21 protein-coding genes are annotated in these 25,214 nt (G+C 38.8%); 11 read left to right on the forward strand and 10 right to left on the reverse strand.

Annotation, left to right across the window (positions count from 1 at the left end):
• Window positions 1-11: 11 nt before the first annotated feature.
• The 5 genes from CNR22_05615 to CNR22_05635 are packed head-to-tail and all read right to left on the reverse strand — an operon-like array spanning window position 12 to window position 3,888.
• Complete coding sequence (locus CNR22_05615) at window positions 12-941, reverse strand: DUF2279 domain-containing protein (GenBank protein PBQ31262.1); 930 nt, start codon at window positions 939-941, stop codon at window positions 12-14.
• A complete protein-coding gene (locus tag CNR22_05620; GenBank protein PBQ31263.1) occupies window positions 942-2,114 on the reverse strand; it encodes a hypothetical protein in 1,173 nt (390 codons plus the stop codon).
• Window positions 2,111-2,542 carry a hypothetical protein gene (locus tag CNR22_05625; GenBank protein PBQ31264.1) on the reverse strand — a complete coding sequence of 144 codons (432 nt, stop codon included), beginning with the start codon at window positions 2,540-2,542 and terminating at the stop codon, window positions 2,111-2,113. Before CNR22_05625 ends, CNR22_05620 begins: the two co-directional genes overlap by 4 nt.
• A complete protein-coding gene (locus CNR22_05630) occupies window positions 2,542-3,309 on the reverse strand; it encodes a hypothetical protein (protein PBQ31265.1) in 768 nt (255 codons plus the stop codon). The genes CNR22_05625 and CNR22_05630 overlap by 1 nt, the downstream gene beginning before the upstream one ends.
• A gap of 30 nt (window positions 3,310-3,339) precedes the next feature.
• Window positions 3,340-3,888 (reverse strand): RNA polymerase subunit sigma, encoded by a 549-nt coding sequence (locus CNR22_05635; GenBank protein ID PBQ31266.1) that lies wholly within the window; start codon window positions 3,886-3,888, stop codon window positions 3,340-3,342.
• 58 nt (window positions 3,889-3,946) lie between these two features.
• Here CNR22_05635 and CNR22_05640 point away from each other — a divergent pair, with 58 nt between their 5' ends.
• Window positions 3,947-4,300: a hypothetical protein gene (locus tag CNR22_05640; protein PBQ31267.1), complete on the forward strand. Its 354-nt coding sequence runs from the start codon at window positions 3,947-3,949 to the stop codon at window positions 4,298-4,300.
• Here the strand turns inward: CNR22_05640 and CNR22_05645 are convergent.
• Window positions 4,284-6,446: a hypothetical protein gene (locus CNR22_05645; protein PBQ31268.1), complete on the reverse strand. Its 2,163-nt coding sequence runs from the start codon at window positions 6,444-6,446 to the stop codon at window positions 4,284-4,286. The two genes, CNR22_05640 and CNR22_05645, sit on opposite strands and share 17 nt — an antisense overlap.
• 130 nt (window positions 6,447-6,576) lie before the next feature.
• Here CNR22_05645 and CNR22_05650 point away from each other — a divergent pair, with 130 nt between their 5' ends.
• The 3 genes from CNR22_05650 to CNR22_05660 all read left to right on the forward strand — a co-directional run bounded on the left by CNR22_05650 (window position 6,577) and on the right by CNR22_05660 (window position 12,646).
• Window positions 6,577-9,960 (forward strand): methylmalonyl-CoA mutase, encoded by a 3,384-nt coding sequence (locus CNR22_05650; GenBank protein ID PBQ34832.1) that lies wholly within the window; start codon window positions 6,577-6,579, stop codon window positions 9,958-9,960.
• A 189-nt stretch (window positions 9,961-10,149) separates the two neighbouring features.
• The gene (locus tag CNR22_05655) at window positions 10,150-11,283 is read left to right on the forward strand and encodes an ATPase (protein PBQ31269.1); all 1,134 of its coding nucleotides are present in this window, start codon (window positions 10,150-10,152) and stop codon (window positions 11,281-11,283) included.
• 7 nt (window positions 11,284-11,290) lie between these two features.
• The gene (locus CNR22_05660) at window positions 11,291-12,646 is read left to right on the forward strand and encodes a hypothetical protein (protein ID PBQ31270.1); all 1,356 of its coding nucleotides are present in this window, start codon (window positions 11,291-11,293) and stop codon (window positions 12,644-12,646) included.
• Between the two features lie 351 nt (window positions 12,647-12,997).
• On the opposite strand, the gene CNR22_05665 is transcribed toward CNR22_05660, so the two are convergent.
• Entirely contained in the window at window positions 12,998-13,993 is a 996-nt protein-coding gene (locus tag CNR22_05665) for an LPS biosynthesis protein WbpP (GenBank protein ID PBQ31271.1), read from the reverse strand.
• A 734-nt stretch (window positions 13,994-14,727) separates the two neighbouring features.
• Between CNR22_05665 and CNR22_05670 the strand changes: the two genes are divergently transcribed.
• The 7 genes from CNR22_05670 (at window position 14,728) to CNR22_05700 (ending at window position 20,971) form a co-directional block, all read left to right on the forward strand.
• Window positions 14,728-15,084 (forward strand): hypothetical protein, encoded by a 357-nt coding sequence (locus CNR22_05670; protein PBQ31272.1) that lies wholly within the window; start codon window positions 14,728-14,730, stop codon window positions 15,082-15,084.
• 462 nt (window positions 15,085-15,546) lie between these two features.
• The gene (locus tag CNR22_05675; protein PBQ31273.1) at window positions 15,547-15,948 is read left to right on the forward strand and encodes an AAA family ATPase; all 402 of its coding nucleotides are present in this window, start codon (window positions 15,547-15,549) and stop codon (window positions 15,946-15,948) included.
• An 81-nt stretch (window positions 15,949-16,029) separates the two neighbouring features.
• Window positions 16,030-16,800, forward strand: coding sequence for a hypothetical protein (locus tag CNR22_05680; protein ID PBQ31274.1), 771 nt, complete (start codon window positions 16,030-16,032; stop codon window positions 16,798-16,800).
• A gap of 116 nt (window positions 16,801-16,916) precedes the next feature.
• Window positions 16,917-18,017, forward strand: coding sequence for a tRNA 2-thiouridine(34) synthase MnmA (locus CNR22_05685; protein ID PBQ31275.1), 1,101 nt, complete (start codon window positions 16,917-16,919; stop codon window positions 18,015-18,017).
• 100 nt (window positions 18,018-18,117) lie between these two features.
• Window positions 18,118-19,002 (forward strand): [acyl-carrier-protein] S-malonyltransferase, encoded by an 885-nt coding sequence (fabD, locus tag CNR22_05690; protein ID PBQ31276.1) that lies wholly within the window; start codon window positions 18,118-18,120, stop codon window positions 19,000-19,002.
• A gap of 6 nt (window positions 19,003-19,008) precedes the next feature.
• Window positions 19,009-19,737 (forward strand): hypothetical protein, encoded by a 729-nt coding sequence (locus CNR22_05695; protein ID PBQ31277.1) that lies wholly within the window; start codon window positions 19,009-19,011, stop codon window positions 19,735-19,737.
• A gap of 16 nt (window positions 19,738-19,753) precedes the next feature.
• Window positions 19,754-20,971, forward strand: a complete 1,218-nt coding sequence (locus tag CNR22_05700) for an alanine dehydrogenase (protein PBQ31278.1) — start codon at window positions 19,754-19,756, stop codon at window positions 20,969-20,971.
• 61 nt (window positions 20,972-21,032) lie between these two features.
• Here CNR22_05700 and CNR22_05705 read toward each other — a convergent pair whose 3' ends face one another.
• The 3 genes from CNR22_05705 to CNR22_05715 form a co-directional block, all read right to left on the reverse strand.
• Window positions 21,033-22,523 carry a hypothetical protein gene (locus CNR22_05705; GenBank protein ID PBQ31279.1) on the reverse strand — a complete coding sequence of 497 codons (1,491 nt, stop codon included), beginning with the start codon at window positions 22,521-22,523 and terminating at the stop codon, window positions 21,033-21,035.
• Window positions 22,524-22,551: 28 nt separating this feature from the next.
• Window positions 22,552-24,054, reverse strand: coding sequence for a hypothetical protein (locus CNR22_05710; GenBank protein ID PBQ31280.1), 1,503 nt, complete (start codon window positions 24,052-24,054; stop codon window positions 22,552-22,554).
• Between the two features lie 84 nt (window positions 24,055-24,138).
• Window positions 24,139-25,188 carry an anhydro-N-acetylmuramic acid kinase gene (locus CNR22_05715; GenBank protein ID PBQ31281.1) on the reverse strand — a complete coding sequence of 350 codons (1,050 nt, stop codon included), beginning with the start codon at window positions 25,186-25,188 and terminating at the stop codon, window positions 24,139-24,141.
• Window positions 25,189-25,214: the final 26 nt, after the last annotated feature.

The following is a 25,214-nucleotide window of genomic DNA, read 5'->3' on the forward strand; positions in this document are numbered from 1 at the left end:
AAGAAAAATACTTAGTAATAAATCGGATAAAAACGAAAGCCGTTCTTAGTGCATTGCAGGGCTGGCGCTGGAAATTTCAGCATGTTAACCACTGAAAAAATTCCTTTTAAAATTTTTGATTTTGTTTTAATACGTGTCAGGTCCACATCTAAACTTAAATAGAATCTTCGTTCTCTGTCAAATTTTAAAACGTTCCCTTCATTATCCACAACCACACTATTATTGTAGTGACCACCAAGCATGCCATAAGCACCATAGCCCAAGGCTATATTTAACCATTTCGGAAATTTGTTTTCTCTTTTTATAAATGCAGAAGGATTTATGCTTAACCAATAAGTTTGTCCATTGTAATCCTTTAGAACCTGCGTGTAAGGTGTTTCACCAAGTAAAGCAGGATTGTATTTTGCAAGTCCGCTTTCTGAATAAGACAATTTTAGCTGGAAACGCTGTTCTCTCCAGGCAAGCTCCTGGGCAATAGCCATGCCGGTTCCCAAACCATCGGCCAATTGATCTCCCCATGAAAATCCCCAGCCTCTGCTAAAACCATCCATTACTTCTATTGTTGTCATGTACACAAATCCAATACCCCCACCGTAAATAAGTTTTTGTTTTCTTGTATAACCTGCCCAGTCAAAAGCATTCATCATTAAGCGTGACATTTGATATGTGGTGAAAGTATGTCCTACTTTATCCATCTGAAGCCACTCTTTGTTATCATTGAAAAAATGAAATTTCCCTGTATTATATCCGCTATACCAGGCTACGTTCAAATAAAAAAGAGAACCTACAGTTAAGGCACCTGTTGAAGATGCAAGAACTACTTTTCGCTTTTTAAATGGGTCGGCTTTAAGAGAATCGTTTTGACCCAAAAAAACCTGAGTCAGAAAAACTAAAAAAATAAATAAGGAAAGCCTCGGGCGCATCCCTGTAAAGATAAGCATTTAGAAATCATTATAGTCTACCAGGTCCTCAACGGATTTAAGATTTAAATCTGATTTTTTCTTCTTCGGAGAAAGAGGAATTTGCGCATTACCATTACTATTCGGGTCAATGCTAGTATTCAAATCAACAGCATCATAAATATTCTTATTATTAAAGTAAGACCGCGTTTTACCGAATTTTAAAACGAATCCGAAATTGAAAAAGAGTGAAGGCGCTATGTTCTTTCTATAAAAATAAGTACTATAATAACTTCGTCTTCTGTTAGCGTTTTCAGAGTAAAAGGTAATTGTGTTTCCTGTGCTTAGGCCTGTTGCTAAATAAAAATTAAAATTACGACTTACCCTAATATCAAACCTTACTCCCGTATTCAGTTCCCTGCGGGTGAAATGGAAAGTGGCATCGGTTTTTTTGTAATACAGAGAATCGGCATTTGAAAAATTAAACAGACCTCCCTGCGGACGTGTGTAAAAACTAAAAATAACTTTTGAACCCATGGGTACATTTAAACTTGCGCTTCTTGGAAATTGCACACTCACATTTACTTTATCAAGACGACCAACCCTGAGCCCTATAAACGGCCAGTAAAATCGATTTCCCCACATAAAAGATTTTGTAATCCCGAGTCGCCAGTTAAAGTGATCGTTAACATTGTGACTATAAACAAGTGTGCTGGCAAGTCTGTAATAAGGTTTAGAAGACGGGTACGTAATGTCACGCGTTACAAAAGGAGAAACGTCTGCAAACCAAACTCCTTTTTTTCCGGTATTGTAAATAAAGCGCATACCAACACCAAACTTAACAAGGTTATGATCGCCTAACCCATCAAACACCGGACGTAAAGACAAAAAATTAGCTGTGAGCAACAGATGGGAATTTTGTATTGTTCCATCTGTCGCTGTTCTATCTTTTGTGAAAACCGGGGTTAGGAAAGAAAAAGTAAATTGTTTGATGCCATAGCTTTTTAAACGTTTACTTAAAGCGTTGGAAGTATCTTTAAATTCTCTGTTTGGCTTTCGGTAAGAGTCAAGAACAATAAGCGTGTTAAAATAGTGCTTGGGGAGTTTTAGTTTTAAACTGTCGTAAGTTGTTTGCGAATTCAGCTTAGTGGAAAATAAAAAAAACAAGCAAGTGAATCCTGCCAGCCCTTTTAAAATATAAGAGTTGTTCTTCAATTATCGCTTTCTCCTTTTATACTCTTTATTACTTTTAATCTGAACTCTTCTTCTGCAACATGTAATTTTACGAGTTTTTTTGCTCCAACAATTACTTTTAGTCTGTCATAGTATTGCCTGTGGATGTCAGCCTCGGCTTGTTTTGATTGAACAAAAAGAACTGATAATTGTTCAGCTTCCCTGTCGCTAAGATTCTCCGGCCTGCTTTTATAACTCTGACGGAGATTTCTACGAATCGCTTTTATCTTTTCATTGTATTCGTTGTAAACAGGCCAGAATTTTTCCGACTCAGAGGGTGTTAAACCAACATTCTCTGTAATATAGGCTACCCGCAAAGCCTCCACCTTATCCTTGCCCGATTGGGCAAAAACAGAGTTTCCCTCCACGAAAAACAAAAAAATTATGGCTATGCGTAACAAGTACTTCATTATATATCTTCTAAATCCTCTTCTTCTAAAAGGTTATTTATACTGCTATCCTGACTTTTATCCTTAACCTCATCAGCCTTTTTTGCGTCCAGTTTTTTTTCAAGAGCAGAAGGATCCACTAGATCGTACAACTGATCATCATCGAGACTCTCTATACTTTTACTTTTTACAATATCCTGTTTATCAAGACAGGCAATCGTTCCACAATCTACAGGTTCTATGGGAACAAAATAAAAATTATAAAGCCAAAGCCCTATAACTACCACAAACATAGCTGCTGCAGCCAGGCTAACTTTTTTAGTAAAAAGCGAAATAACTTTTGCTCTCTTTTTTGGATCTACTTTTTCTGAAATTAGTTTTTCTGTTTTTTCAAAATAATTTTCAGGGATAACAAAATTATTTTTTTTATCGAACGACTGTAATATTGGAAATACATTTTCCTCATTAACCAAAACCTTTGCTAATTCTATAACTTCCAGCTCTGCAAAATAATTTTGAGGAACCGAAAAAGCATTCACCCGCTCTAGTTTTTTTAAAGCAGGATAATCCATTAGCTCTAACTGGTGTTCGTTTTCAGAAAAATAATTTTCGGGAACAGCGAAAGCGTTCACGTTTTTAAGCGCACTTAGACGTGGAAATTTTTTATGTTCTTCTTGCCACTCTATTTTATTCATGATAGAGCCGGCAGACTTTTGAAAATAGCCCTCTGGCAAACCGAAATTTCCCGGCAGATCGTTGAATTGATTATTTTCGTCTTTATCTATCACGCTTTATAGATGCTTTATTAGCTAAAAGGTTTAAGCTCCCACCAGGATTTCTTCAATTTTTTTTGAAGCAATATGATAACTGGCCTTTAAAGCTCCAACAGAGGTCTCCAGGATGTGAGACATTTCCTCATAAGGTGTTTCGTCATAGTAACGCATATTAAACACGATTCTTTGTTTTTCAGGCAAAGTCAAAATGGCTTGTTGTAATTTTAACTGTATTTCGTCGCCCGAAAAATAGTTATCGCTTTCAAGGTTCTTACTTAATTCATATTCTATAGAATGAATAGAAGTCGTATTCTTTTTCGCTTTTTGACGTAGTAAGGTCAAAGCCTCATTCGTAGCTATCCTGTATATCCAGGTGTAGAGTTGACTTTCCTCTTTAAAGTTCTCTAAGCCCTTCCAGATTTTGATAAAGGTATTTTGCAGTACGTCATCACTATCGTCGTGATCAATAACAATTTTACGAATGTGCCAGTAAAGGCGTTGTTGGTATTTTGAGATTAAATGACCAAGAGCGGCATTACGCGTTTTTTCATCGCGAAACAGTTCTAAAATGGTTTTATCATCAATTTGAGCCAAAACTTTTTATTGTTAGACGTAAAAATAAAGTAAAAGTTTAATTTTGAGTGAAAATAAAATGGATCTTCTCGATAAAATACGGAAATACGAAAGTATGCACATCGTGTTCTGGCTCATAAAAGACACCTGCTGGATGCTGGAGCTTAAGTGGTTAGGGGCTATAATGATGGCACCCACTCTTTTTCTTGCCGGTTATATAATTTATAAAACCTTAGGAACTAAAGACGCCTATCTCAATGCAGCAATACTATTTTGGATCATGGCCAATAGTTTTTGGATGATGATGGAATTTTTTAACGACAACGCGTACAAATATTATGCATCCATACCTTTTGGCTTAGGATTTTTATTCGTGGGTATTTTTTATTGGCGTGATTACCAGAATAAAAAAACCGCTATTCTCCAACAATAATTTTGCGTGTTGAAGATGCTTTGTCTATCTCAATTTTTAGAAAATAAATTCCCTTTGGTAAAGCACCGCCGCTGTTTATAATGTGTTTTTGTTCGCCCGATTCAAACTGAGTTTCTGTAAATTCTTCCATTATACGTCCTGTAATATCGCACACCGAAAATGTTATTTTCCTAGGCTCAGTGAGTTGAAAAGATACTGTTAACGCACCTTTAGAAGGTACAGGATAAACATTAAGATTCTGAATCTTTAACCTGTTCTGTTCAATGGAAGTTGGTCCCGTAATATTGATATCATCAATGTAGATTGTATTTGCAGCAGGAATTGTGTCGCGTGTATACTCAAATTTAAAATTCACATATGACGCTGACAATGCCTGTGGCAAAAGAATCGTTTCGGTACGCCACTCACTTTTTTGCGGAACAAAATTGGAGGCGGCACTACTGCTGGTTACAAGAGATTGTCCTGCTTTGGAATAAATAGCACCCCATGTGTTACCACAATCTACCGAAAGATATACTTTTAAACTGTTTACATGGTTTGTTGTGACCTCAGCCGTTGCAACTTTAAAAGTGAGAACAGGTCCGGGATTAGTTCCCATATTTATAGCGGGGCTAATCATCGATGTGACTGTTTTTCGGGTATTATTTGCGGGATTAATTTTAGCAGAGTAGGTTCCGGTATAAGCGGCATCGGCCGATTGCTCCCATTTAGACGCACCGCTCGAAGATTGCAGTGTCCAGTTTGTATTTAATGCGGAAAGATTTTCAAACCCTTCTGACCAATAATTGGTAAAAACTGCTATTGGGCTTGTGACATTTATAATATTACTTTTTGTAACTGGAGCTGAAGTTCCCGCAGTATTAGAGACAGTATAACTTACAGAATAAACTCCTGGAAGTGCATAGGTGACAACAGGCGCAGACGCTGTAGATACTGCAGGAGAACCTCCGGGAAAAGACCAGCTATAAGAAGTCGGTTGACCATTCCAGGAGGCGTCTTTAAAAACCACAGGTGAACTGACACAAGTTTTAGAGCGGCTGTATTTGAAGTCAGCAACCGGAATACAAGCGGAAGATGGGTTTAAAATGCCGGTGGCAATAAGATTAGCATTGGTCCATAAATTATTTCTGCCTCCTGCCGTATTTTGTAAGGCAAACTGCATGTGCTGCCCCTGTTCACTTGTAAACATTCTACAGCAATAAGAATAATCCATATAGTTTTGAAAATTCTCACTTACCCCTGGCGTGCAAAGTTGATACTGCGAAGGAATTGCTGGATTTGGACAATTTAGATATCCCGGTGTAGGAGGTGTGTCATTTATAAAATCGTCGCCTGAGCAATCTACTCCTGCGTTATTAGAACCGCCAAATACATGATTAAGATCTAACCAATGTCCTGCCTCATGCGTTAATACCCGCGATAAAAAACTACTTCCGGTTCCAATTGAGCCAAAATAATTATTCAGAACTACAATGGCGTCGTAAGAGTCGCCAGGAGAAAAAGTTCCCGGAAAATAGGTATAACCTGATGCTCCAAAGCCTCCTGTTAAGGTGATAGTTCTTACTAAATAAACATTCAAATATTTGGTCGGGTCCCAGGTATGCGAAAATAAAGTCGGAGAAGTATCATCCCAGTCAGTATCAGTGTCGTAATGATGCACAATGCCATTCGTGCAATTGCCCAATGGATCCTTCGTTGCTAACTCAAATTGAATTTTTGTGGAATCTGCTATATTTTTAAATACCGGGATAATTTCTGTGGTATCGGGATTTTGTCTGGCAAAATCGCGGTTTAAAATTCTCAGTCCATCTTTAACCTGGGCATCAGAAATATTTTCAGGACCATTTACATGCAACACGTGGAAAACAATAGGAATAATGTATGTTGCACTTGGTTGAGGACGTTGCGCACTGCTGCGTTGCGACTGAAATCTCGCATCTCTGCTTATCTTCAACCCGGGATTTTTGTCATAGATCCTTTTCATAACTACATCGGTGGCACAGTGATTGTCTTGCGCTGTAACTGAAACAGAAATAAGACTTATGAAAAGCAAATAAATTTTTCTCATGAAAAAGAAGTTAGGTTTTACAAATATAGACCATTTCCCGGACGACTTCTTCCCCTTCAATAACTGGTGTAATTCCATCTGTAAATGGTTATTAAACACATAATTCTGTCACCGCTTGCTGATTATGAAGCAGATGCGTTTCTTTTACCTCAAAATTGAAAAAATTGGCTTAAATCTGCTAAATTTATACCTCCCTAAACGACTACTGATGATTGAAACTATACCGTATCAAACGAAACACAAAATCCGCATTGTAACTGCCGCTGCTTTATTCGATGGTCACGATGCTGCCATAAATATTATGCGCCGCGTAATGCAAAGTACAGGCGCTGAAATAATTCACTTAGGACACGATCGCAGCGTTCAGGAAATTGTAGATTGCGCCATCCAGGAAGATGCTAATGCGATAGCCATAACCAGTTATCAGGGCGGACACAATGAGTATTTTAAATACATGTACGATCTTTTGAAAGAACGTGGCTGTGCGCATATTAAAATATTTGGTGGCGGAGGTGGAACTATACTTCCTTCGGAAATTGAAGAACTTCATAATTATGGTATCACGCGCATCTATCATCCTGATGATGGTCGTAACTTAGGTTTGCAAGGAATGATCAATGATGTTTTAAAACAAAGTGATTATGCTACCGGAACAAATTTAAACGGAGAAGTAAAACATTTAAAAGAAAAAGATCATAAATCTATAGCTAAGTTAATTTCGGCAGCAGAAAATTTTAATGAGGAAAGTAAAGCGGTGTTAGATCCTATCCGTAAAGAAGCAAAAACTTCCAAAACACCGGTTATTGGTATTACAGGAACAGGTGGAGCCGGTAAATCTTCTTTGGTGGATGAATTGGTACGTAGATTTCTTTTAGATTTTCCAGAGAAAAAAATAGGTATCGTTTCTGTAGATCCAAGTAAAAGAAAAACAGGTGGCGCATTGCTGGGAGACCGTATACGTATGAACTCGATCAAAAACGAAAGAGTTTATATGCGTTCTTTAGCAACCCGTCAAAGTAATTTAGCTTTATCAAAATATGTTCAGGATGCAATTGATATCTTAAAAGTATCGGGTTTTGATCTAGTGATAATTGAAACTGCTGGTATCGGACAAAGTGATACAGAGATTATTGAGCATAGCAATATGAGTCTTTACATCATGACTCCTGAATTTGGTGCTGCATCGCAGTTAGAAAAAATCGACATGTTGGAATTTGCTGACATTGTTGCTATTAATAAATTTGACAAGCGCGGTGCACTTGATGCTTTACGCGATGTAAAAAAACAATACAAACGCAACCATAATCTGTGGGAAGCAAAAGATGAAGAGCTTCCTGTATTTGGAACCATAGCGTCTCAGTTTAACGATCCAGGCACAAACACTTTATACAAAGCTTTAATGGATAAGCTGGTAGAAAAAACCGGCACAGACCTGAAGTCAACTTTTAAAGTTACGGATGAAATGAGCGAGAAAATCTATATTATTCCGCCAAATCGTACACGTTACCTGAGTGAAATCTCTGAGGCTTCAAGAACTTATGATAAATGGACAAATGATCAAAGTAACATTGCCATTAAGCTACAAAGTATTCGCACTACCATTCAGACTCTGAAAGATTCTAAAATGGATGATAAAGACCGTATTATTAAATCTTTGGAAGAACAAGCGGAAATTATCCGTTTAGATTTGGACCCGCGTAATTTAAAAACGTTAGAGACTTTCGACGATAAGAAAAAACAATATCAAAACGAATATTATGTTTTTAAAGTTCGTGATAAGGAGATAAAAATTAAAACACATTACGAAAGTTTGTCGCATTCGCAAATCCCAAAAGTATCTGTTCCAAAATACACAGGTTGGGGAGATATTTTAAAATGGAGTTTACGCGAAAACTTTCCTGGAGAATTTCCTTATACCTCCGGAATTTATCCATTTAAACGTGAAGGGGAAGATCCAACACGTATGTTTGCCGGCGAAGGCGGGCCAGAAAGAACCAACAAACGTTTTCATTATGTGAGTAAAGGTTTGCCTGCAGCGCGTTTGAGTACGGCGTTTGACAGTGTAACACTTTATGGAAATGATCCTGATCACCGTCCTGATATTTACGGAAAAGTGGGTAACTCCGGTGTGAGTGTTTGTTGTTTAGATGACGCTAAAAAATTATACAGTGGCTTTAATTTGGCCGATCCGAAGACATCGGTATCTATGACCATTAATGGTCCTGCTGCTACCATTGCGGCTTTCTTTATGAATGCTGCAATCGATCAGCAATGCGAGCTTTACATCAAAGAAAATAAATTAGAAAAAGAAGTAGAGAAAAAGATCGCGGATATCTACAAGAAAAAAGGAACAACCCGTCCGAAATACAATTTAGAGGAACTACCAGAAGGCAACAACGGTTTAGGCTTAATGTTACTGGGAGTAACCGGCGACATGGTTTTGCCTGCCGATGTTTATGAAAAAATAAAAACATTCACTTTAGCTCAGGTACGCGGAACGGTTCAGGCAGACATTTTAAAAGAAGACCAGGCTCAAAACACCTGTATTTTTAGTACCGAGTTTAGCCTGCGTGTGATGGGTGACGTGCAGCAGTATTTTATTGATAAGAACGTAAGAAATTTTTATTCGGTTTCTATCAGTGGTTATCACATCGCTGAGGCCGGCGCTAATCCTATTTCACAGCTTGCCTTTACTTTATCAAATGGATTTACATTTGTAGAGTATTACTTAAGTCGCGGCATGAACATTAATGATTTCGCGCCCAACTTATCCTTCTTTTTCAGTAACGGAATTGACCCTGAATATTCTGTAATCGGCCGCGTGTCCCGTCGTATATGGGCCAAAGCTATGAAACAAAAATACGGAGCAAACGAAAGAAGCCAGATGTTGAAATACCACATTCAAACTTCAGGACGTTCTTTGCACGCTCAGGAAATTGATTTTAATGATATCCGTACTACACTTCAGGCTCTGTACGCGATTTATGACAACTGTAACTCCCTTCATACAAATGCCTACGATGAAGCTATTACAACACCCACCGAAGAATCAGTGCGTCGCGCTATGGCCATTCAATTGATCATTAACCGCGAGCTGGGTTTAGCCAAAAATGAAAATCCATTACAAGGCGCGTTCATCATTGAAGAATTAACGGATCTCGTGGAAGAAGCCGTGCTAAGTGAATTCGACCGCATTACAGAACGTGGTGGTGTTTTAGGAGCTATGGAAACCATGTATCAACGTAGCAAGATTCAGGAAGAAAGTTTGTACTATGAAACTTTAAAACATAACGGTGAATACCCTTTAATTGGCGTAAACACCTTCTTAAGTTCTAAAGGCAGTCCAACTGTGTTACCGCGTGAGGTTATTCGCTCTACTACAGAAGAGAAGGAAGACCAGATCAAAACCCGTAATAGTTTGTGGGAAACCCATAAAGATAAAAGCCCCGAGATTTTAAAAACACTTCAGCACAAAGCCATTCAAAATGAAAACTTATTTGAAGGCTTGATGGAAGCTGTGAAATATTGCTCTTTAGGACAAATTACAAACGCACTTTTTGAAGTAGGTGGACAGTATAGAAGGAACATGTAATAACCCTTCAATTTGCTTCCTATTGCTCTAAAAATCAAACTCTTTCAATTACTTGATATTTAACACTTTACATTCATAAAACGTTAATTCTGTCAATATAATGACAATTTTTATATAAATTTAGTCAATACAATGACAATTTTTACATTAATTTAGTCAATATACTGCCTAAATTAATACCTTTAGGATATGGAAATACATCGCATTCAAACCGAAGAACTCCTGAAAAGTTTGAAACCCCAAAAAGTAATTTTACTTCTTGGTGCGCGCCGCGTTGGTAAATCGGTGCTACTGGAAAGCGTTTTAAAAAACTATAAGCGCCCTTATTTATACCTCAACGGCGAAGACGAAGACACGCATCAATTGCTCGCACAACGTACGGTAAGCAATTACACAAGGGTATTAAATGGCAATGATTTATTGGTGATCGATGAAGCGCAAGGCATTCCAGAGATTGGTAAAAAATTAAAATTAATGGTAGATTCTATTAAAGGCTTAAAAATTCTTGTCACAGGATCTTCCGCTTTTGATATTCTCAACATTTCGGGCGAACCACTCACAGGAAGAAGTACGGTTATTAACCTTTACCCGATATGGCAAGGCGAACTAAAAGAAAATGCCTTGCAAATAAAACAAAATCTCGAAGACCGGCTTGTGTATGGTTCTTATCCAGAGCTATGGCATCTAAAGTCTGCTGATGAAAAAAAGCGGTATCTCTCAGATCTCGTAAATGCTTATCTCCTAAAAGACATTTTAATTCTCGACGGCTTACGAAATGCATCTGTAGTTTTTAGTCTTTTAAAAATGGTGGCTTATCAAATTGGAAAAGAAGTTTCTTATAATGAGCTGGGCGCCGCATTAGGCATAAGTAAGAACACTGTCGAAAAATATCTGAACCTGCTAACCAAAGTCTTTGTTCTTTACAAAGTATCTGCATACAGCAATAATTTAAGAAAAGAAATTTCTAAGAGCCAACGTTGGTATTTTGTGGATAACGGAATACGCAACGCCATTATCGGCGACTTTGAACCTTTAGCGTTGAGAAGAGATGACGATAAAGGAATGCTTTGGGAAAATTATCTTTTTATGGAAAGACTAAAAAGAAACACTTACAAAAAAAATAATCCTGAAACTTATTTCTGGCGAACCTACGATCAACAAGAGATAGACCTGGTGGAAGTAAAAGCTAAAAAAATAAATTCTTTTGAGTTTAAATACAGCTCTAAGAAACTGCCAAAACAACCAGTTGCTTTTGCAAAAGCCTACCCCGGCTCAGGTTTTGAAGTAATTAACGATAAAACGTATTTGGACTTTATACTTTAAATGAACCATGAAAAAATTACTTAACATAGGTTACAATGCCGCAAATGAAGAGTCATTGAGTCGAAAGATTAGAATTTCCAACCTTATCTCGCTGATTACGATTGTTTACATGGCAATATTTACGCCACTTTCAATTTCCTTTCATATTACCGGATCTGCAGAAACCAATATCATTTTCCTGCTTATATCCGTGTGCAATTTTTTACTCCACAAAAAAGGTCTTCATCAACTTTCCTTCCATATTTCCTGTATCTATGGTATTGTGTATTTCTCTTTGGCAACCATTATTTTTGGATTAGAATCAAGTATGCATCTATTTCTACTCATCATGGCAATGATAGTAGTTATGTTATTTGATGAAATGCTAATATTAAAAATTTACAATTTTTCAATTGTAGCTATCTTTTTTATTTTAATGATGTATATGAAAAACAGGGAAGGTTCATTTCACTTAGATGGACCGTTAAGAGAAATACAGAAGATCATTAACATATCTAATCTGTTTTCACTCTTTTTGATTACTATCGTTTTTTTCATCTTTTTTAAACGTGACAATGTGCTATATCAAAAACTCCTGCTGGAACAAAAAAAAATAGTACAGGAAAAACAAACAGAAGTAATCGACAGTATTACTTATGCTAAGCGCATACAGGACGCTATCCTTCCCCCGTTGCATTATTGGGCGAAAAATTTACCGCAAAGCTTTATACTATATAAACCGAAAGATATTGTAGCCGGAGATTTTTATTGGATGGAAAAAGGTAATGACGAAAACCATATTTTTTTCGCAGCTGCCGATTGCACTGGTCACGGAGTTCCTGGCGCAATGGTTTCAGTTGTCTGTAACAACGCATTGAACAGAAGTCTGCTCGAATTTAATTTAACCGAAACAGGAAAAATCCTTGATAAAACAAGAGAACTTGTTATTGAAACTTTTGGCAAAAGCAATAACGAAGTAAAAGATGGGATGGATATTAGCCTTTGCCGTTTAAACACTGCAACACTTGAATTACAATGGTCTGGGGCCAATAACCCTTTGTGGTACATACGCAACTCTGAACTGCTGGAAATTAAACCCAACAAACAACCCATTGGTAACTACACCGAACAGACGTCCTTTACGACACATAGCTTACAACTCAAAAAAGGAGATTCACTTTACATTTTTTCAGATGGTTACGCGGATCAATTTGGGGGACCAAAGGGGAAAAAATTCAAATACAAACAATTGGAAGCTGAGCTTATCCGGATTCATAAAAATAACCCGAATGATCAAAAACAGATTCTTGATAAAGTGTTTGAAGACTGGAAAGCCAATTTAGAACAGCTGGATGATGTTTGTATTATTGGAGTTCAGGTTTAATATAACAACCAGTCAATCAATTATCTTTTAGGTATTCACTAATTAGCTGTCCTTCGGTTACGAATTTCGAATTACCCGAAACAATGTATGGGCACCTTTATATATTTCGCTGGAAAAAACCAGGGAGGTGGCTACTCATTAAATGGACCATCTTATTCTAATAGCACCCCCATAGCGAAATAATTAAACCGACTCTATCTTGCCGTTAATGCCGAAGTAAATTTCTGTTTTAAATTAGTAAATAAACAAACCCTTAGTTTAGGAGTAAAAATATTGGTTGAAAGCAGTGATGGTTTCAACACTGTAAAACATTATCCTTTTACAGGTTTTGTTGCCTATGGCCTAAGATAATTACTCACCTTGCAGATTTTCCCAGTACCACTTTACGGATTCTTTAAGCCCTTGCTCTAAAGTATGAGAGGGTTTATATCCTAGCAATGTTTTTGCTTTTTCAATAGAGGCGAGAGAGTGCGGAATATCCCCTGCCCTTTCAGGACCATATTGAATTTTAACCTCAGCAATTTTTGAGTCAAACTCGGATAAAAACTTTTTTAGTATAGACGTTAATTTGTTCAGATCGGCGCGTTCGCCTACTGCGGTATTAAACACCTGTCCAATGGCATCGGGGTTTTCGGTTAAGGCCGCAAGATGATTCATTTGAATCACGTTATCTATATAAGTAAAGTCGCGTGAATTTGTACCATCTCCATTAATAAGAGGAGATTTATATTCCATAAAAGACTTTGTAAATTTTGGTATCGCTGCAGCATAAGCCCCATCCGGATCCTGATGGCGACCGTAAACATTAAAGTAGCGGAGACCAATTAGCTGCATACCATAGTTTAATCCAAACACATGCGCGTACAGCTCATTTACATACTTCGTAACGGCATAGGGCGACAATGGTTTTCCAATAACATCCTCCGTTTTTGGAAGAGATTTTGAGTCGCCATATGTAGACGAACTGGCAGCATACACAAAACGTGTTACTTTGGCGTCGCGTGCGGCTATTAACATATTTAAAAAGCCGCTGACATTTACTTCGTTAGTAGTAAGAGGGTCGTTCAGAGACCTTGGCACAGAACCCAAAGCCGCCTGCTGCAAAACAATATCTACACCTTCAACTGCTTTTTTACAATCCTCAGGATGACGAATATCTCCAGTAACTAAAGTAAAATTTTTATGATCTAAAAAAGACGCAATGTTTTGTTTTTTTCCAGTGGAAAAATTATCAAGACAAATAACACGGTTATTAGTTTGTAAAAGGTCGTGGCATAAATTAGAGCCTATAAAGCCCGCGCCGCCTGTAACAAGAACACTAGAATCTGAAATTTTTGAATAAGACATTTGATTTTGATATAGATCTTAAAGGCGTAAATATAGACACATTTTATTACTCCTTTAACGTATAATAACAAAATACTATTAAACTATGGCACTGGCTTTGCATCTAATTTTCTAAATTTAGTCATCATGAAATAGCCTGTTGCCTACCGCACAAACACATACCAAGAAAACAGGGCTATACCATATGACAATTCAAAAACAATAATATCTACTTATGAAAACCAGTTTAACCATCAGCGTGCTTGTAACAGCGTTTATGTTGTCAGGTGCTTCTGCCTTCTCACAAAGCGATTCTCTCGGAATGCCGGGTGACAATCTTGACCTCAATGCGGTGTTAAGTATTTTTAAAAAATCAGCTTCTATCGAAGACTTTGAGAAAAATCTAAACTCGGCATCTACCAAAATAAATAACCTTGATTTAAACAGCGACGGACAGGTGGATTACCTTCGAGTAGTAGACTATGGTAAAGAGGATTTTCACTCCATAGTTATACAAGATGCGGTTAGTAAAACAGAATCGCAGGATGTGGCTGTAATTGAAATTGTAAAAAAAGGAGATAACACCGCACACATTCAAATTGTTGGCGATGAAACTTTGTATGGTAAAGACTACATTATTGAGCCCGAAGACCAGGCACCTTTAAATGCTGATTCCAAAAAAACTGAAAGTCCTTCCACGGACGATGCGTATGCTTCACAAAATTCGTCTTCAGGTACTACGCATGTTATGGTAAATGTTTGGGCATGGCCAAGTGTTTCTTATATCTACGCTCCAGGCTACAGCTATTGGGTTTCACCCTGGTATTGGGGATATTACCCCGGCTGGTATTCGCCTTGGGCACCCTACGGATATTATTCTTACCGCCGCGGATTTTACGGTTACAACTATGGCTTTTATGGGTATCGCAGATATCACCACGCTTTTCCTCACGTGCATAACTACTATTATGGAAGACGCGTTTCTTCAGGTTATGTTCAAAAAACTGCTCCTCATTACGGAAGACGTACAAATAATAATGGTTACAACGGGGCGCGTTCTTCGCAAGGCGGAACAAACAGAAGAGAAGGCGTTCGTAGCAATGGTGCTGTAAATCCGAATCAGGGTGCAAACCGCGGTCGCACACAGAGCAATCAACAGCGTCAACAAAATACAAATAAAGGTACAACTACACCGAACCAAAGAAGGGAAAATACCCGCCAGACATCTCCCGGCACGAGTCCTGGAACAAATCGTCAGCAACGTGTAAATCAAAGTACTCCACGTAGCAATCAGAGTTCGCCGAACGTAAATCCTGGCAGCAACAGAAAATCTCAGGCAAGTCCTGGTAGCCCTGCCCCTTCAGGAGGCTCGAGAGTTGGTAATCCTGGCGGAGGTACACGCTCCGGCGGTGGAGCCGGTAGACCCAGCGGAGGTGGTTCGGGCGGCGGTAGATCTGGTGGTGGTGGTGGCAATGGCGGCAGAAAATAATTTTAAAGGCTATACTTGTATAGCCTTTTTTCTTTTCACGATTTCTTAAGCGAAAATTTTTTGTATCATTGATCTCCGTTATTTTATGCCTTCACTTATCCTTTTAAGAGGTTTACCCGGCTCAGGAAAATCAACACTTGCCAAAGTACTAAGCGAAAATACCTGGCCTGTGTTTTCAATAGATAGCTATTTTACTGATCCCGTTACCAACACCTACATTTTTCAATTCGACAAAAATCATCTCGCCTACAAACACTGTCAGGATCAAACACGCAAAGCAATGAACGATGGCGTTGAAAAAATTTTTGTGGATAATACTTTCACTATTGATTGGGAAATAGAACCTTACTTCAAAATGGCTGCTGAGGCAGGTTACCAGGTATTTGTGATGACAGTGGAAAAATACCACAGCGGAAATAACATTCATAATGTGGCAGACGAGCAACTCAAAAAAATGGCCGACAAATACAAAGTGAAGCTGATGTAATTCAATGCCTTTTGTTGATTCTTTTAAAAAGATGACACTCTTTTTCCATGTATCTTTACCGCTAAAATTTATTATACGTTTATGAGAAAATTACTTTCTTTTCTTTTTATACTTCCATTGATTTTTGCATCTGCTCAAACAACAGATTCTAAAGGAAAAAAACAGGGCTACTGGAAAAAGACAGATGAGAAAAATAAACTCGTGTACGAGGGCATGTTTAAAGACGATCAACCGGTAGGCAAATTCAAATACTATTATCCGAATGATTCTGTCCGCGCAATAATGAATTTTAAACCCGATGGCAAAGGCGCCTATGTGAAACTTTTTCACATGACCGGCAAACGCATGGGCGAAGGCAAATATAGCGGCATGGAAATTAAAGACAGCACCTGGACTTATTACGATGAAGCAGGTGTATTAATCTCCCGTGAAAATTATAAAGCCGGTAAAAAAGAAGGCCAATCTTTTGTATACTTACCCGATGGCACTATTTCGGAAATGCGCACTTTTAAAAACGACATACAGGATGGTCCGTTTAAAGAATATTTTTCGAGCAATTCCATCAAGGCCGAAGGAAACTATCTTAATGGACACATGGAAGGAAGGATTAGTTATCGTTTTCCAAATGGTACCGAGGTAGCTGCGGGTTATTATAAAAATGGCGTTAAAAATGGTCCGTGGATTTATAAAACGGAAAGCGGTAAAGTTCGCGAGAAAGAACTTTACAAAAACGGATCTTTAGCTTCAAAAAAAGAGACTGATGAGTTTTTTGCTAAGAATAAAACAGAAAGTAAACCAGCTTCTCAAACACCCGTTCAGCAAAAACCAGCTCCGAAGAAGCAGACGAAATAGTAGTCTTGTTCTCAAATCAGCAAAAATTAACTTTAGTACAATCTTACTGGCTGCCTCTCAAGCCGATTATTCGTATCTTTACCAGCGCTAAATTAAAGCCTTAGCAAACAATAAACATGAGCAAGCACGGTAAAGTATTGGTAGCAATGAGTGGTGGGATCGACAGCAGTGTCACAGCTATGATGCTTCATGAGCAGGGTTACGAAGTTATTGGCATTACCATGAAAACGTGGGATTACGAGAGCTCTGGTTCGAGTAAACGCGAAACGGGTTGTTGTAGTTTAGACAGCATCAATGACGCGCGCACCATGGCTGTATCTTATGGCTTTCCCCATTATATTCTGGATATACGCGGAGAATTCGGAGAGTTTATTATCAATAATTTTGTTGAAGAGTATTTGGCCGGACGCACACCCAATCCTTGTGTGCTTTGCAATACACATATAAAATGGGATGCTTTGCTGAAACGTGCAGACATGCTGGATTGCGAATTTATCGCTACAGGGCATTATGCGCAGGTGCGTGAAGAAAATAACCGCAGAGTAATTTATAAAGGACTCGATCAATCAAAAGATCAAACTTATGTGTTATGGGGACTTCCCCAAGAAAGCCTTCGCCGCACCATGTTTCCATTGGGCCAGTTTCAAAAAACCGAGATCAAACAAATGGCCAAAGACGCCGGATTTTATGATCTCGCTAATAAAAGCGAGAGTTATGATATTTGTTTTGTTCCTGACAATGATTACAGAGAATTTTTAAAACACCGCATGCCCGATCTTGAAAAAAAGGTAGAAGGTGGAAATTATATTTTTAAAGGTAAGAACGTAGGCAAACACCGGGGGTATCCATTCTATACTGTGGGACAGCGTAAAGGACTGGATATCGCACTGGGAGCACCCGTTTTTGTTAAAGAAATTATACCTGAAACCAACACGGTTATTTTGGGCGATAAAGAAGATCTGGAAGAAAACCATTTGACAGTGCGAGATTTCAATCTTATTAAATACGAAACACTTCCTGAAGATTTTGTTGGCTTAACCAAGATTCGTTATAAAGACGCAGGAACTCTTGCCACTATTAACACGATTGACAATAAACTTGACGTGATTTTCCATTCCTCAGTAAATGGTGTGGCTCCCGGACAAAGCGCCGTAATTTATGAAGGAAATGATCTTATTGGCGGAGGCTTTATTGACCGTAAAAAACTTTTATTTTAGGGGATTCCTAACAGTATGCCGTTGATTAAGCCTCATTGTTTGGGTTTGATTATTAGCATTATTCTGTTAAATTTACCATTCTAACATTATCACATTTTCTATGCAAAAAGCCTACATATTTCCAGGTCAGGGTTCGCAATTTCCAGGTATGGGGAAAGAACTTTATGATACTAATTCCCAGGCAAAAGACCTTTTTGAAAAGGCAAACGACATTTTAGGTTTTCGCATTACCGATACTCTTTTTTCGGGAAGCGAAGAAGAATTAAAACAAACGAAAATAACACAGCCAGCCGTATTCTTGCATTCTGTTGTGCTTGCTTCTACACTTGCAGACTTTAAACCAGATATGGTTGCGGGTCACTCTTTAGGTGAATTTTCTGCTTTGGTAGCAAATAAAACTTTGAGTTTTGAAGATGGACTCTCGCTGGTATACAAGCGTGCGCTCGCGATGCAGAAAGCCTGCGAAATTAATCCAAGCACTATGGCGGCTATTTTAAATTTAGACGACAAGATCGTGGAAGATATCTGCGCAGAAATTACAGCTGGCGGAAATGTGGTAGTAGCAGCAAATTATAACTGTCCCGGTCAATTGGTAATTTCAGGAAGTATTGAAGGGATTACTATAGCTTGCGAAAAATTAAAAGCGGCGGGTGCCAAACGTGCTTTGGTATTGCCGGTTGGCGGAGCATTTCATTCACCTTTAATGGAACCAGCGCGTGTAGAATTGGAAGCTGCTATTAACTCTACAAAATTCAGTCATCCAATCTGTCCGGTATATCAAAATGTGACTGCCAACGCGGTTTCTGATCCGGCAGCTATTCAAAAAAATCTTATCGCTCAATTAACTGCGCCGGTGCGCTGGACTCAAAGCGTACAACAAATGGTTAACGATGGTGCAACTCAGTTTATTGAGGTTGGTCCCGGAAAAGTTTTACAAGGTTTAGTTAAAAAAATTAATGCCACGGCAGAAGCCATGAGTGCATAATAACACATGAAAAAAATAATTACAATTTTAATCTTTCTTTTGTCGCTGCAGATCCCGGCGCAAAAACTTTTTAAGGGTGTTGGCGTATTTGGAGCTTTAACTGTTTCAAAACATGAATACAGAAACAAAGATGATGATCAAAAGGCCGATACACCTTACGTTTACAACCGTTTTTATCCTCAAACGCATGTCTCCAAAGAATTTCTGAATTGGGGTGCCGGTATTTTTTTAGAATTATCGCGCAATGAAAATGTGCGCTGGCAAACCGAGCTTGAGTACATGAATAAAGGTGCTAAAGAAATGGGAGTTCTGAATTATTATACAGGAGAAAGATCTGGTGCTTACAGTAATAATAAACTCACATACATTCAATGGAATAACTACATTAAATTCTGGAATCCCATTTTTTCGAATGCTCATTGGTATTTCATGGCGGGAGTTCGCTTAGAGTATTTATTTAGAAGTTCCGCTACTGTTTACCCGGACGTTGTTGCAAGTTTTCCTAAATTTTGGTTTAGCGGGGATTTAGCTGTTGGTTATGAATTTCCTGTGACACAAAAAATTGGCGTATTTGTTGAGCAACACTGGAATCCAGATATTATTCCGCATAAATATAATGGAAATACGAATGTTCGTGCACGTAGTTTTGAAACACGTGTGGGACTAACTTACCGTCCAAGAAAAAGAAGAATTGACGACTGTAACGCTCCTGTTTATAAGGGACCGGCGTTCTAATTAAAAAAAGGAAACTATGGTAATGACAAAAGATGTACTTTATTCTCTAACCAAAGGCGGCTTTGCGCCACAGGAGGAGATGCTCGAAGTTGCCAGAAAAAAAGGCAAACTTTATATTGGAATTCCAAAAGAAATTGCTTTCCAGGAAAACAGGGTGCCACTGGTGCCTGATGCTGTTGCCTTACTGGTTAATAACGGTCACCGCATAGTTATTGAAGCCGGTGCCGGAAAAGCTGCTAATTTCGAAGATACTGATTACAGTGAGGCTGGTGCAGAAATTGTTCATTCTCCAATAGATGTTTACAAAGCAGACACCATTTTAAAAATTGCTCCTCCTACCCTGGAAGAGATTGAGATGATGCAGCCGAAACAAACTTTGTATAGCGCTTTGCAATTACCTGTTCAACCACAGGACTTCCTGAAAAAATTAATCTCTAAGAAATTAAACTGTGTTGCCTTCGATCTTATCATTGATGAAGCTGGAATTTTTCCGGTGATCCGCGCTATGGGAGAAATTGCAGGCGGCGCAAGTATTACAATAGCAGCCGAACTCTTAAGCAATGTAAACAATGGCGTTGGATCCATATTAGGCGGTATCAGCGGCATTTCTCCAACTGAAGTTATTATTATCGGCGCGGGAACCGTTGGTGAGTTCGCAGCGCGTGCCGCCATAGGCCTTGGAGCAACTGTAAAAGTATTCGACAATTCAACTTCCCGTTTAAGAAGGTTACAAAGTCAACTGGGAAGTCGTGTGTTTACTTCTGTTATTATTCCGAAAGTACTTGAAAAACATTTAAAATCAGCAGACGTAGCGATCGGTGCTTTGCGCGCTACACGCGGACGCACACCTTGCATTGTTACAGAAAATATGGTGAGCGAAATGAAAACTGGTTCGGTTATTATCGATGTAAGCATTGACCAGGGAGGTGTTTTTGAAACTTCAGAATTAACCAACCATACACATCCAGTATTTCGCAAACATGGAGTAATTCATTATTGCGTGCCAAACATCAATAGTCGTGTTGCAAGAACAGCTTCTTATGCTTTCAGTAATATTTTTTCGCAGATCATGTTAAACATGGGTGATGAAGGTGGCTTTGATGGCATCGTGCGAAAAGATGCCGGTTTAAGAAACGGGGTTTATATTTACAATGGTATTCTTACTAACCAATATTTAGGAGAAGCATTTCATCTTCCTTTTAAAGACATTAATTTATTGATGGCAGCCATCTAATAGCTTCAAAAAGAAAGCCCCGTAATCAATGATTGCGGGGCTTTTTTTTATGAAACAAACTCTACTCTTTAATAAGTTTAAGTGTCTCTGTTTTTCCTGCTGAATTTATTTTAGCGTAATAAACACCCGCTGAAAATTCCTTTAGGTCTATTTTTAATTTTTTACTGGTAGTTTGCGTGCTAAGAATAATTCTTCCACTTAGATCAATTACTTCCACGAATTTCATTTCTGAATTTTCGGATTCAAAAGTATAAACTCCGCTGCCCGGATTAGGATAAACTTTAAACATCGAAGCTGAAGAGTTGCTTGTTAATCCACTACAATTGTCTGAAGAGAAGAAGATAGCCGTTGTTTTCTTGCAACCATCAGAACCCATACCAATAAGATTTATGGAATTAGAAATGGCTGCCGTGTATGTATAAAGCGTGCCGGAAGCATTTCCCTGACTGGTTGACCAGGTATAACTCAAACTACCTGCGCTGCTCGCTGTAAAGGTTATTACATCAAACCTGCAAAGAGTACTCAATGATTTTGAAGCGCTGTATGTAAATACAGGCAAAGGATTAACGGTAACAGTGTAATTCGCGATTGATGAACAGCCACTTGAGTTTGTCCCGGTTACCGTGTAAATAGTAGTAACTGCTGGAGTTACTGTTATTGCTGCTGATGTGGCGCCGGTGTTCCACGAATAAGAGGTGGCGCCATTTGCCTGCAAACCTATATTAGCACCTAAACAAACAGAATTATCTCCGACAACCACAATGCCCGGAGCAGGCAGCAGTGTTACATACGGAGCATTTAAAGTCGCGGAACAACCACTAAGCATATTGGTACCTATAACATAATATTGCATGTTTTGATTAGGCATTGCGGTAAAACTCGATGCCGTTGAGCCATTGCTCCAACTGTAAGTATCAGCTCCACTTACAGTAGCAGAATAAGTTTGTCCATTACATAATGTGTTTGTAGCTGTAACAATTGTTAAGCTGGGGGAATTGCCAGCCGAAGTGCAAGGAATACTAACGTCAAAATCATCCCATGTTAAAGAAGGATTACTGAAAGAATTATTTATACTTATTCCACGTATGGCGAAATAATAAGTACCACTTGAAGCTACTGCAAAAGTATTGCTAAGAGCCACATAGGCAGGAGAAGCAGGAAAATTTACCGAAGCAAGAGAAACCAACCCTGATGAGGTCTGGCTTGTGCCGAGCATAATGGATAAATCACTCCAGGAATTAGAACTAGCCGAAGAAACTTTGTGCCAGAGAGATGCAGAATAGGTTACTCCCGCATTTAAATTTACAGCCCGCGAATAAAAGTAGCTTGTACCAACGGGACCATCCAGAAATCCTGCAGAACCATTACCCAGTGAGTAGGTAACACAAGTAGTCGGATTACTAATAGCCCAGCATGCAGGCAATTGATTGTTAGCTGTGAAGCCACTAAAATTCTCATGATAAGGAACTGTTGTGGCAGTTGCGCATTGTGAGAATGAGCGTGTAAAAAATAAACACGCAAGCAGTGTAAGTGTGAGGTAGATTTTTTTCATGTGGTGTGTGGTTATTTAGATGGTGAGTTTATTCTTTTATAAGTTTGATTGAAACCGGCTTTCCCAGGGAGCTTATGTTTATGTTATAAATGCCCGCGCAAAATTGTTCAAGATTTATTTTTATTTGAGCGGAAGATGATTGACTGCTGGAAACGATCTTGCCTGTAAAATCCTTAATTACTATTGTTTTCAAATCCTCACTTCCGGAATCAAGAATGTACTGGCCCTTACCTGGGTTAGGATAAATTTTAAATTCTGTAACCTCATTACGTTTGATACCGGTGCAAGCAGCCACATTTAAAACATACACTGCCTTTGCAAAACAGCCATTTGCCCCGGTACCGGTAAGGTTTACGGTTGTTGCACTGGTAGCTTCAAGGCTAAAGGACGACCCTGAAAAAAGTCCTTGATTTGTAAACCATTGGTAACTAACAGCACCCTCGGCTTTGAAGCTTACGGTTTCTCCTTTACAAACCGTAGGCGTTAAAGCAGAAACACTGTAATTAATTACAGGCAGAGGGTTGACGATAACAGAGTACTCGGCTGACGCTTTACAACCACTGGCATTTGTTCCTACAACCGTATAAGTTGAGGGAGCTGATGGCGTGACTGTTATCACTGCTGAGATAGCTCCGTTGCTCCATAAATAAGAATTGGCGCCATTTGCAACCAAGGTTATATTGTCGCCCAAACAAACGCTCGGTTTACTTCCAGTTACAATAACAGGTGGCGATGGAAAGAGGGAAACGTTAACCGCCGCTGAGCTCGAGCAACCGGTTAACGTACTTGTGCCCACTACAGAATAGCTAGTGTTGAAAAAAGATGAATTGGTACTTGTATTTGTTGGTGCAGTTGTTCCGTCAAACCATAAATAACTATCTGCTCCACTAGCTGTTGCAGTAAAATTATTTTGACCCTGACATATGGAATTCGTATTTGCAACCACCGTTACGCTAGGGGTATTGGCTGAAATAGTGCAGGGAATAATTACGTTAAACCCATCCCAGTAGAGCACCGATGATCCGGAAACTCCATTGCTTATGCCCCTCACAGCAAAATAATAAACACCACTGGAAGCTACAGCAAAAGTGCCACTTACGGGTGAATAAATCATATTTACGGCAGCACCATTTGTACTAGCCAGAGTTACTACACCAGTAGAACTTTGACCTGTGCCTAATAGAATCGAAAAATCCGTCCATGTAATAGTAGTATTTGACAAAACTTTATACCACGCAGAGGTCGAGTAAGTAATGCCGGCGTAGAGTTGAACAGCTTTAGAGTAAAAATAGCTCGACTGTGCAGGACTATAATAAAACGCGGCACCTGCTGTCCCGGTCCACCCTGCTCCCGTAAAGGTCAAGCAGGTAGAAGGGTTGCTTATTGCCCAACAGCCAGGCAATTGGTTGTTAGTGGTAATGATTTCAAATCCTTCATAGTAAGGAACTGTTGTTGGAGTTGAACATTGAGAAAAAGATTTTATACAAAATAAAGAGGCAACAAGAATAAGAAACGGGTAGATTTTTTTCATGGGATTGGGTTTAGTGTTAAATTAAAGGTATTCAAAATTAAATAGCCTCCAACTAAATTAACAGATACTTTACCCGTTTGTTATCTAAATGCTGTAGATCGCCCCACCACCACTTGTTTGGGAAGCGCCAGTGACCGTATGAAGCGTATTCGTTTTCTGACTAACACGTAAGTAGCCCAGGAAGGCAAAAATTAAAGCTTCTTTAAAATTAATTACTTCATCCGAAGGAAGAACAAGGTCACATTGGGTTTTTGATTTAATCCTTTCGATTAAATAAGAATTAAAGGCTCCTCCACCTGTAATGAGCACATTTTTAAGTTTCAAGCGATTCAATTCATTTGAAATAATGTCGGCAATGTGCTCAGTAGACGTGGCTAATAGGTCTTGTGTGCCTGTTTTATCTTCGAGAAGGAGTTCAACATTTTTTTCAAACCATTCACGGCCTATGGATTTAGCACCTCTCTGATTATAATACTCAAAAGTGTTTAGTGTATTTAAAAGCGAATCGTTCACTTTTCCGGATCGTGCTAGCTCTCCATTTTCATCGTAAGCCTTTCCTGCTCTTTCCGCTAAAAGATTTAGCAGCATGTTAGCTTCACAGATGTCGTAGGCAACTCTATTTCCACTGACATCGTCGTAAGAAATATTTGCAATGCCTCCGATATTAAGACAAGCGTCGTAATCGGAAAACAACTGTTTATCGCCTATAGGAACCAAAGGCGCGCCTTGTCCACCAAGGGCCACATCCAGACTTCTGAAATCGCAGACAGTTGTTATTTTTGCATTCGCTGCAATTGTGGCGCCACAACCGAGTTGTGTACTAAAACCAAGAGAGGGTTGATGAAAAACGGTGTGCCCGTGAGAAGCAATCAGGTCAGGTTTTAAATTCGTTTCTTTTAAAAAACTATTTACTTCCCCGGCCATGTACTTTCCGTAAGCAGCATGTAGTGCAAAATAAGACTCGGCGCTGGCATTTTTCGCTTCCAGCAGACGTGTTTTCCAGTCATTAGAATAAGCAACTGTTTTGGCGCTTATAATTTTATAGGAGTATTTTCCAGACTGCTGTTCCAACTCACATAAGGCAAGGTCTAAGCCATCGAGTGAAGTGCCGCTCATAAGGCCCAGAACCAGCATTTTATCGTGTATTTCCAGGGTCAAAA

It is taken from the genome of Sphingobacteriaceae bacterium, assembly GCA_002319075.1.
Lineage (GTDB): Bacteria > Bacteroidota > Bacteroidia > B-17B0 > Aurantibacillaceae > Aurantibacillus.